Below are 10,237 nucleotides of genomic sequence, written 5' to 3'. Positions count from 1 at the left end.
ACCAACCGACGATCCAACTCGACAACAGCGGCATCGAACGCCTCCGCGAACACCGGGAAGCGATCGTGCAGCTCACGCCCCATCCCGACCCGCTGGCATCCCTGCCCGCTGAACAGGAAGGCGAGATCGCCGGCGCCGAGGACCGAGCCGCGTACGACGCCCACCGCGGCTTCGCCCACGGCGAGCGCGTCGAGCCCGGCCAACAGCGCGGCCCGCGAGGAACCGACCACAGCGGCGCGCTCTTCGAGAGCCGCACGCGAGGTAGCGAGCGCCGAGGCGACGGCGGTGAGGTCGAGTTCGGGGTGGTCGTGCAGGTATCCGGAGAGGACGGACGCCTGGGCCCGGAGCGCGTCACCGGACTTCGCCGAGAGCAGCCAGGGCAGGACGCGCCCGTCGTCCGTCGCCTCCTCGCCGGCCTGCGCGAGTACCGGCTCGGGCCCCTGCTCCAGGACGACGTGCGCATTGGTACCGCTGGCGCCGAAGGACGAGACAGCGGCCCGGCGGAGGCGACCCGTCTCGGGCCACGCGCGGGCTTCGGTGAGCAGTTCGACCGCGCCCGCCGACCAGTCCACGTGCGGCGAAGGCTCATCGACGTGCAGCGTCTGCGGCAACACGCCCTCGCGCATCGCCATCACCATCTTGATCACGCCGCCCACACCCGCGGCGGCCTGGGCATGGCCGATGTTCGACTTCAGCGATCCCAGGTAGAACGGCGTCCGCGGGTCGCGGTCTTGACCGTAGGTCGCGATCAGGGCCTGCGCCTCGATCGGGTCGCCGAGTGTGGTGCCCGTTCCGTGTGCCTCCACCGCGTCGATGTCGGCGGCCGACAGTCCCGCACTCGTCAACGCCTGCCGGATGACCCGCTGTTGGGCGGGGCCGTTGGGCGCGGTCAGGCCGTTGCTCGCGCCGTCCTGGTTCACCGCGGTCCCCCGGACGACGGCGAGGATGTGATGGCCGTTGCGCTGTGCGTCGGAGAGCCGCTCCACGAGCAGCACACCGACGCCCTCGGACCAGCCGGTCCCGTCCGCGGCGGCCGAGAACGCCTTGCACCGCCCGTCCGGCGACAAACCGCGCTGGCGACTGAACTCGACGAAGACCTCCGGGGTCGACATCACCGTCACCCCGCCGGCCAGCGCCATCGAACACTCGCCGCCGCGCAGCGCCTGCACCGCCAGGTGCAGGCCCACCAGCGACGACGAGCACGCGGTGTCGACGGTGATCGCGGGGCCCTCGAACCCGAAGGCGTACGCGAGCCGGCCCGACGCGGCGCTGCCGGTGTTGCCCATCAGCAGGTAACCGTCGACGCCCTCGGGCACCTTCTGCATGCCCGACGCGTAGTCGTGGTACATCACCCCGACGAACACACCGGTTCGGCTGCCGCGCAGTGTGGCGGGGTCGATCCCGGCCCGCTCCAGCACCTGCCACGAGGTCTCCAGCAGGAGGCGCTGTTGCGGGTCCATCGCCAGCGCCTCACGCGGCGAGATCTCGAAGAACCCGGCGTCGAACTGCGCGGCGTCGTGCAGGAATCCGCCCTCGCGGGCATAGCTGGTTCCGGGGACCGCGGGGTCGGGGTCGTACAGGCCCTCCAGGTCCCAGCCGCGGTTCGACGGGAACGGCGAGACGGCGTCCCGGCCCTCGGCGACCAGGCGCCACAGGTCCTCGGGCGACTCCACACCGCCGGGATAGCGACAGGCCATGCCGACGATCGCGATCGGTTCGTCGTCCGCCACCGGACCGGCCGCGGTGGGGGTCGCGTCCTGGGCACCGAAGAGTTCCCGCCGGACCTGGCGGAGCAGTGCGGTCGGGGTCGGGTGGTCGAAGACGAGGGTGGCCGGCAGGCGCAGGCCGGTCACCGTGTTCAGCCGGTTGCGCAGGTCGAGGCCGGTGAGCGAGTCGAAGCCGAGGGCCTTGAAGGTGGCGGAGACGTCGACGTCGGCGCCCGTGGGCAGGCCGAGTACGGCCGCCACTTGTTCGCGGACCACGTCCAGCAGGGCGCGTTCTTGTTCGGTGTCCGGCAGTGCGCCGAGCCGTTGGGCGAGGGCGGACCGCGACGGGGCGGCGGTCGCGCTGCCGGCGGTGGGGCGAACGGGCATGGGGACGACACCGCGCAGCATCCCCGCCGGCGCGCCGTTCCCGGCGCGGGCGCGGAGCGCGGGTAGGTCCAGCGCGACGGGGACCAGCAGCGCTTCGGCCGAGCCGAGCGCGGCGTCGAACAAGCGCAGGCCCTGCTCGGTGGCGAGCGGCCCAACGCCGAGTCGGCTCATCCGCTGCCGGTCGGCGCCGCTCATCGCGCCCGTCATCCCGCCGGCCTCGGCCCACAGACCCCAGGCCATCGAGGTGGCGGGGAGCCCGTTCGCGTGGCGGGCGTGCGCGAGGGCGTCGAGGTAGGTGTTCGCCGCAGCGTAGTTCGCCTGTCCCGGGCCGCCCAGGATTCCGGAGACGGAGGAGAAGAGGACGAAGGCGGAGAGGTCGAGATCGCGGGTCAGTTCGTGCAGGTTCACCGCGCCGTCGACCTTGGCGCGCAGCACACTGTGCAACCGGTCCTCGGTCAACGCCTCGACCAAGCCGTCGTCCAGGAAGCCGGCGGCGTGCACCACACCGGTCAACGGAGTACGGAGGCGGGTCAATACGCCGCTCAACGCTTCCCGATCGGCCGCGTCACACGCCTCGACCACCACCGACGCGCCCAGTGCCGACAGCTCCGCCACCAATTCGGCGACGCCAGGCGCCTGTTCGCCCCGACGGCTGAGCAACACCAGGCTGCGCACGCCGTGGTGCGAGACGAGACGACGGGAGATCAAGCCGCCCAACAGGCCGGTGCCGCCGGTGATCAGGACTGTGCCGGCGCCGAAGGACAGCTCGGCGGGGGCAAGGAAAGCAGCGTCGACGGAGGCATCCGCAACGGCGGAGTCGACGGCGTGCCGGACGAGTCGCGGCACCAACACCGCGCCGCCGCGTATCGCCGTCTCCCGCTCGCCGCACGCCAGGGCGCCCGGCAACGCGGCTTGCCAGTCGTCGCGTTCGTCGACGTCCACCAGCACGAAGCGGTCGGGATGCTCCGTGGCCGCCGACCGCACCAGCCCCCACACCGCCGACGACGCGAGGCCGGACAACGCCGGCAACATCGACGCCGACGACGCCGCCGAGCCGGACGCGACACCCACCGCGCCCCGCGTCACCACCACCAACCGCGACCCGGCGAACCGCTCGTCGCCCAACCAGTCCCGCACCACCGACAGCACCCCGCCGGCCACCCGGTGGACCGCGGCGGCATGCTCCTCCTGCGGTCCCGGGTCGGCGAGGCAGGGCAGCACGACCACGTCGGGTACGCCGCCCCCAGCCACCTCCTCCAGGTCGGGCGCGTCGGCGTCCAGCACCCGAATACCGCCGATGCCGGCGGTGAAGGCAGCGCCGACCGGTCCGGCCGGAGTCCACTCGACGCGGCACAGGTCGTCCGCCGCGACGGGTCGGGTCGCCGTGAGCACCTCGGCGGCGATCGGACGCAGGGTCAGCGCCTCGATCGAGGCCACCGGTTCCCCCGTCGGGTCGGCCAGCGTCACGCGGACGGTGTCCGACCCGACGGACGACAGCCTTACCCGCAGGTGGGACGCGGCGCCCGCGAAGAGGGTCAGCCCCTTGAAGACGAACGGCAGTCGCACGTGCTCCGCCGCGCCGTCGCCGCCGTGCGCGAGAGCGGCGTGCAGCGCGGCGTCGAGCAGCGCCGGGTGCAGCCCGAAGCGGGCCGCGCTCGCCGCCGTGTCCTCGGGCAGCGCGACCTCGGCGTAGATGTCCTCGCCTACCCGCCAGGCGGCGCGCAGGCCCTGGAACGCGGGTCCGTACGCGTAGCCGCTCGGCACCAGGTCGGCGTAGAAGTGGTCGAGATCCATCGGCTCGGCACCGATCGGCGGCCAGGCGCCCGCAGCGAAGGCCACGTCCGGCGCCGATCCGCGCTCGGCCAGGATCCCGGCGGCGTGCCGGGTCCAGCCGAGTCGCGCGGACTCGTCCGCGCTCCGCGAGAAGACGCTCACGGTCCGGGACCGGTCGGCCTCGGCCGCGCCGACCACGACCTGGATCTGCGACGCGCCGTGCTCGGGGATCACCAGCGGTGCTTCCAGGGCGAGTTCGGCGATCCGGCCGCAGCCCACCTCGTCCCCGGCGCGGATGGCCAGTTCCACGAAGGCCGCGCCCGGCAACAGCACCGTCCCGGCGACCGCGTGATCCCTGAGCCAGGCGTGCGAGGACAGCGACAGTCGGCCCGTCAGCACCACCCCTTGCCCACCGCCGAGTTGCACCGCCGCGCCCAGCAGCGGATGGTCCGCCTCGGCCAGGCCCAGACCGCGCGCGTCACCGGTGGACGCCGTGCGTTCCAGCCAGTACCGCCGGCGCTGGAAGGCATATGTCGGCAGGTCGACGGCCACCGTGCCGTTGTCACGAACCCGCTCGGCCAACAGTGGGGACCAGTCCACGGCGAGCCCGCCGACATACGCCTCCGCCAGCGCGGCGGTGAACCGGGCCAGGCCGCCCTCCCCCCGCCGCAACGTTCCCAGAACCACCGCTGCGGCCTCGGCGGACTCGACCGTACCTTCGATCGGCGTGGTCAGCACCGGGTGCGCGCTCACCTCGACGAAGGCGTCGAAACCCTGGGTCAGCAGCAGGCGAATCGTCTCCTCGAAACGAACCGTCCGACGCAGGTTGGTGTACCAGTAGTCCGCGTCGAGCCGCGTCGTCCCCAGCGGTTCGGCCGTCACCGCCGAATAGAACGGCACCGTCGGCGCCTTCGGCTCGATACCGGCCAACTCGGCCAGCAGGCGATCTCGGATCGACTCCACCTGTACCGAATGCGAGGCGTAGTCCACCGGCACCCGACGCGCCCACACGCCTTGCGCGTCACACTCCGCGAGCAGTTCGTCCAACGCGGCCGACTCACCGGCCACCGTCACCGACGCCGGACCGTTCACCGCCGCCACCGACACCCGACCGTCGAACGGCGCCAGCAACTGCGCCACGCCGGCCGGGGGCAGCGACACCGACGCCATACCCCCCGAACCCGCCAATGCGAGAATGGCCCGGCTCCGCAACGCCACGATCTTCGCGCCGTCCGGCAGCGACAGCGCCCCCGCCACGCACGCCGCCGCGATCTCCCCCTGCGAATGCCCCACCACGGCGGCGGGCTCGACCCCGAAGGAACGCCACAGCTCGGCGAGCGACACCATCACCGCCCACAACACGGGCTGCACGACGTCGACCCGGGCCGGCCAATCCTCCGACTCCGACCGCAGCACCGACTCCAACGACCAGTCCACGAACGGCGCAAGGGCCGCCGCACACTCCGCGATCCGCTCCGCGAACACCGGCGACGAATCCAGCAGCGCGGCAGCCATCCCCACCCACTGCGATCCCTGCCCCGGGAACACGAAGACCGTCCGACCCGAGGACCGCGCGCTATCCGGTACGGACTCCCCCTCGGCCAACTCCGCCAATCCGGACGCCAGCTCCGCCCGGTCGGCGGCCAGCACGACGCCCCGGCGCTCCAACACCGACCGCGACGCGATCAGCGAAGCCGCCAGGTCGGACAACGGGACTTCGGGCTCGTCCCGGACGAACCGCGCCAGTCGGGCCGCCTGCGCCCGCAGGCCGGGCTCGCCCCGCCCGGAGACGACGAACGGGAGCAGCGCGCTCGGCCCGCCCCGAGTCGGCTCCGTAAGGGACTTCGTCGCCGACTCCGTGACGGGTGCCGCCTCGGTGGCGGGTACCGGCTCTGCCCCCGCGACCGGCCGCGCGGGCTCGCCGTCCGCCTGCTCGATGATCACGTGCGCGTTCGTACCGCTGATCCCGAACGAGGAGATCGCGGACCGGCGCGGACGGTCGGTTGTAGGCCACTCCCGCGCCCGCGTCAGCACCTCCACCGCGCCCGCGGACCAGTCGATGTGCGGGGACGGCTCGTCGACGTGCAGCGTCTGCGGCAGTACGCCCTCGCGCATCGCCATGACCATCTTGATCACCCCGGCGACGCCCGCGGCGGCCTGCGCGTGACCGATGTTCGACTTCAACGACCCGAGATACAGTGGCTGTTCGTCGCGCCGGCCCTGCCCGTAGGTGGCGAGCAGTGCCTGCGCCTCGATCGGGTCGCCCAACGTCGTACCCGTTCCGTGGCCCTCGACCGCGTCGACGTCGGCGGCCGACAGTCCCGCACTCGCCAGCGCCTGCCGGATCACCCGCTGCTGGGAGGGGCCGTTGGGCGCGGTCAGGCCGTTGCTCGCGCCGTCCTGGTTGACCGCCGTGCCGCGTACCGTCGCCAGCACCCGGTGGCCGTTGCGCCGCGCGTCGGACAGCCGCTCCACCAGCAGCACACCCACACCCTCGGACCAGCCCGTACCGTCCGCGGCGGCCGAGAACGCCTTGCACCGACCGTCCGGCGACAGACCACGCTGGCGACTGAACTCGACGAACATGCCGGGTGTGGACATCACCGTCACGCCGCCGGCCAGGGCCATCGAACACTCGCCGGCACGCAGTGCCTGCACGGCGAGATGCAGACTCACCAGGGACGACGAGCACGCGGTGTCCACGGTGACGGCGGGCCCCTCGAAGCCGAACGTATAGGCCAGGCGTCCGGAGACGACGCTGCCGGTGTTCCCGGTGAGTAGATAGCCCTCGGAGCCGTTGGCGGCCTCGTCCAGCCGCGCGCCGTAGTCCTGGTTCATCGCGCCGACGAACACACCGGTCCGACTGCCGCGCAGCGCGGCCGGGTCAATGCCGGCCCGCTCGAAGACCTCCCAAGACGTTTCCAGGAGCAGCCGCTGCTGCGGATCCATCGCCAGCGCCTCACGCGGCGAGATCCCGAAAAAGCCCGCGTCGAAGTCGGCGACGCCGGCCAGGAAGCCGCCGTGCCGGGCGTAACTGGTGCCCACCTTCCAGGAGTCCGAGCCGGAGTCGACCTCCGGGTCGTACAGTCCCGCCAGGTCCCAGCCCCGGTCCTCGGGGAACGGCGTGATGGCGTCCCCGCCCGCGGCCACGAGTCGCCACAGGTCCTCCGGTGAGCCGATCCCACCGGGCAGTCGGCAGGCCATGCCGACGATGGCGATCGGGTCGTCGTCGGTCGGCCGTCCGGCCGGGTGCTCCGGCCCGCTGTCGAGCCCGGGACTGTGGGCGGCGGCCGGGTCGACGCCCGGACGATCCCGCGCGGCGTCGACGACCAGCGCGACGAGGTGGCGCGCGACGGCGGCCGGCGTGGGGTGGTCGTAGGCCAGCGTGGTCGGCAGCCGAAGCCCGGCGTCGGTGTTGACCCGGTTGCGGAATTCGACGGCGCTCGGCGAGTCCAGGCCCAGGTCCTTGAACGTCTGCTCGACGTCGGCCGGCCCGAGCGCGGGACGCCCCAGCACGGTCGCGGCGTGCGCGAACGTCAGGTCGCGGACGGCCTGTTCCCGGCCCTCCCTGGGCAGCCCCGCAAGGCGGTCGGCCCACGCGGACCGTGTCGGCCCGGTGTCGGCGGGCGTCTCGGTCGTGCCGCCCAGCCAGTGGCGTTCGCGCTGGAACGCGTAGGTGGGCAGGTCGACCCGGCGCGCCCCGGCCCCGAGGACCGGGCGCCAGTCGACCGTGACGCCGCGCACGTGCGCTTCGGCCAGGGCGGTGCGGAAGCGCTCGGAACCACCGTGGTTGCGGCGCAGGGTTCCGAACGCGACGGCGTCCGACCCGGTGTCCTCGATCGTCTCCAGGATGCCCGTGGTCAGGACCGGGTGGGCGCTGGACTCGATGAAGACGTCGTGTCCCCCGGCGAGCAGGGTCCTGATCGCGTCCTCGAAGCGGACGGTCTGGCGCAGGTTGGTGTACCAGTACTGGGCGTCGAGGCGTGCGGTGTCCAGGAGTTCGCCGGTCACCGACGAGTGGAAGGGGGTGTGCGAGGTGCGCGGCTCGATCCCGGCCAGGGCTCGCAGCAGGGATTTGCGGATCCTGGAAACCTGGGTGGAGTGCGAGGCGTAGTCGACCGGGACGCGCCGTGCCCAGATTCCCTGTGCCGCGCAGATGGCGAGGAGTTCGTCCAGGGCGCCCGGCTCGCCCGAGACGATGACGGATGCCGGACTGTTGACCGCGGCGACCGACAGCCGCTTCTTGAACGGTGCGATCAGTTCGGTGATCCGGTCGGCCGAGACGCCGACCGACGCCATGCCGCCTCGGCCGGACAGGTCGAGGAGCGCCTTGCTGCGCAGCGCGACGACCTTCGCGCCGTCGTCGAGCGAGAGCGCGCCGGCGACGCACGCGGCCGCGATCTCGCCCTGGGAGTGGCCGACCACCGCGGCGGGCCGCACGCCGAACGAGGCCCAGAGCCCGGCGAGTGAGACCATCACCGCCCAGAGCACGGGTTGTACGACGTCGACCCGCTCCAGCCAGTCGTCGGACTCCGAGCGCAGGATCGAGGTCAACGACCAGTCGACGTACGGCGCGAGCGCCGCCTCGCAGTCGGCGATCCGCTCGGCGAAGACCGGTGCGGAGTCCAGCAGGTCGGCGGCCATCCCCAGCCACTGCGAACCCTGACCGGGGAAGACCAGCACCGTGCGGCCGGCGGATCGCGCCACCCCGGTCACCACGCCCGGCGCCGGTTCCCCGGCGGCGAGCGCGCTCAGGCCCTCGACCAGTTCGGCCCGGCCGCCCGCGATCACTACGCCGCGGTGCGCGAGCGAGGACCGTGCCGACAGGAGCGAGTAGGAGAGGTCGGGCAGGCCGAGGTCCGGCCGGTCCGTGACGAAGCGGGCGAGTCGGCCGGCTTGTGCGCGCAACGCCTGATCGGTGTGGCCGGAGACGACCAGGGGCAGGGCCCCCGCGGCCGAAGCCGGGACTCCGGCTCCGGTGCCGGTGGTTGTGTCCACCTCGGCCTCGGACAGCACGACGTGGCAGTTAGTCCCGCCCATGCCGAACGAGCTCACCCCGGCGATCCGCGATCCCGCTACGGCCGGCCACGCGGTCGGCTCCGTCGGCACCTTCAGGCGCAGTTCGGCCAACGGGATGTCGGGATGGGGCTCCGCGTAGTTCAGGCCGGCCGGGATTTCCCGGTGGGACAGTGCCAGGGCCGTCTTCACCAGGCCGATCACCCCGGCCGCGGCCTCCAGGTGGCCGACGTTGGTCTTCGCGGAGCCCACCGGCAGGGGGAAATCGGCGTTCCGGGCGGCTCCCAGGACGGCGCCCAACGCGGCGGCCTCGACCGGGTCCCCGAGCCTGGTGCCGGTTCCGTGCAACTCGACGTAGCCGACCCGGGCCGGGTCCACGTCCGCCTGCTCGTACGCCCGGCGCAGCACGTCCTGTTGCGCGGTCACGCTGGGCGCGGTCAGCGTCGCGCCGCCGCCGTCGTTGTTGACGGCGCTGCCGCGCAGGAGGCAGTGGATCCGGTCGCCGTCCGCGAGCGCGCGCCGCAGCGGCTTGAGCACCAGCACCGCGCCACCTTCGCCGCGGACGTAGCCGTTGGCCCTGGCGTCGAAGGTGTAGCAGCGTCCGTCCGGGGACAGCGCGCCGAAGCGCTCCATGCGGTCGGTGGATTGCGGGGTCAGGATCAGGTTGACCCCGCCGGCCAGGGCCGTCTCGGATTCGCCGGAGCGCAGGCTCTCGCAGGCCATGTGCACGGCGACCAGGGAGGAGGACTGGCCGGTGTCCACGGTCAGGCTGGGGCCGCCCGCACCCAGGAAGTAGGAGACGCGGTTGGCGATGATGCTGCGGTGCAGGCCGGTGGTGCTGTGCGCGGTCACCGCGTCCGGGCCGTCGGCCTGGAGCAGCAGCGAGTAGTCGTCGGAGAAGGCACCCACGAACACGCCGGTTCGGGTGCCGGCCAGCGTGGCGGGCACCGTGCCCGCGTCCTCCAGGGCCTCCCAGCTCAGTTCCAGCATCAGGCGCTGGTGGGGGTCCATGGCGGCGGCCTCGCGCCCGGAGATGCCGAAGAAGGACGGGTCGAAGCCGTCGACCGAGGCGAGGAAGGACCCCCGACCGGACACGCCGCCGATGCCCGGTCGATCCGCGGCGGGAGGCCCGATGGTGTCGGCGCCCTCGCGCAGGAGCCGCCAGAAATCCGCCGGCCCGTGCACGCCGGGCAGCCGGCACGAAATGCCGACCACGGCGATCGGCTCGTGCCGGCTTGGACCGGAATGCCCGTTCGCGGACGTTTCGATGCCGGGACGGTCCCCACGTACCATGTCAAGCCCCTCAGTTCTCAGCCGGTCGCGGTTGTGGCCCGCCGCAGGCCCGCCGGGTCCTC

1 protein-coding gene is annotated in these 10,237 nt (G+C 73.0%); it reads right to left on the bottom strand.

The window, feature by feature from the left end:
• On the bottom strand, positions 1–10,097 hold a 10,097-nt coding region (locus tag ACIRL2_RS47415; protein WP_402241369.1), incomplete at its 3' end, for a type I polyketide synthase.
• Positions 10,098–10,237 lie beyond the last annotated feature (140 nt).

Source organism: Embleya sp. NPDC127516 (assembly GCF_044765325.1).
In the GTDB taxonomy this organism is placed as follows: Bacteria; Actinomycetota; Actinomycetes; order Streptomycetales; family Streptomycetaceae; genus Embleya.
The sequence above is the reverse complement of the archived record's forward strand: the minus strand, read 5'-3'. Positions and strand labels throughout refer to the sequence as shown.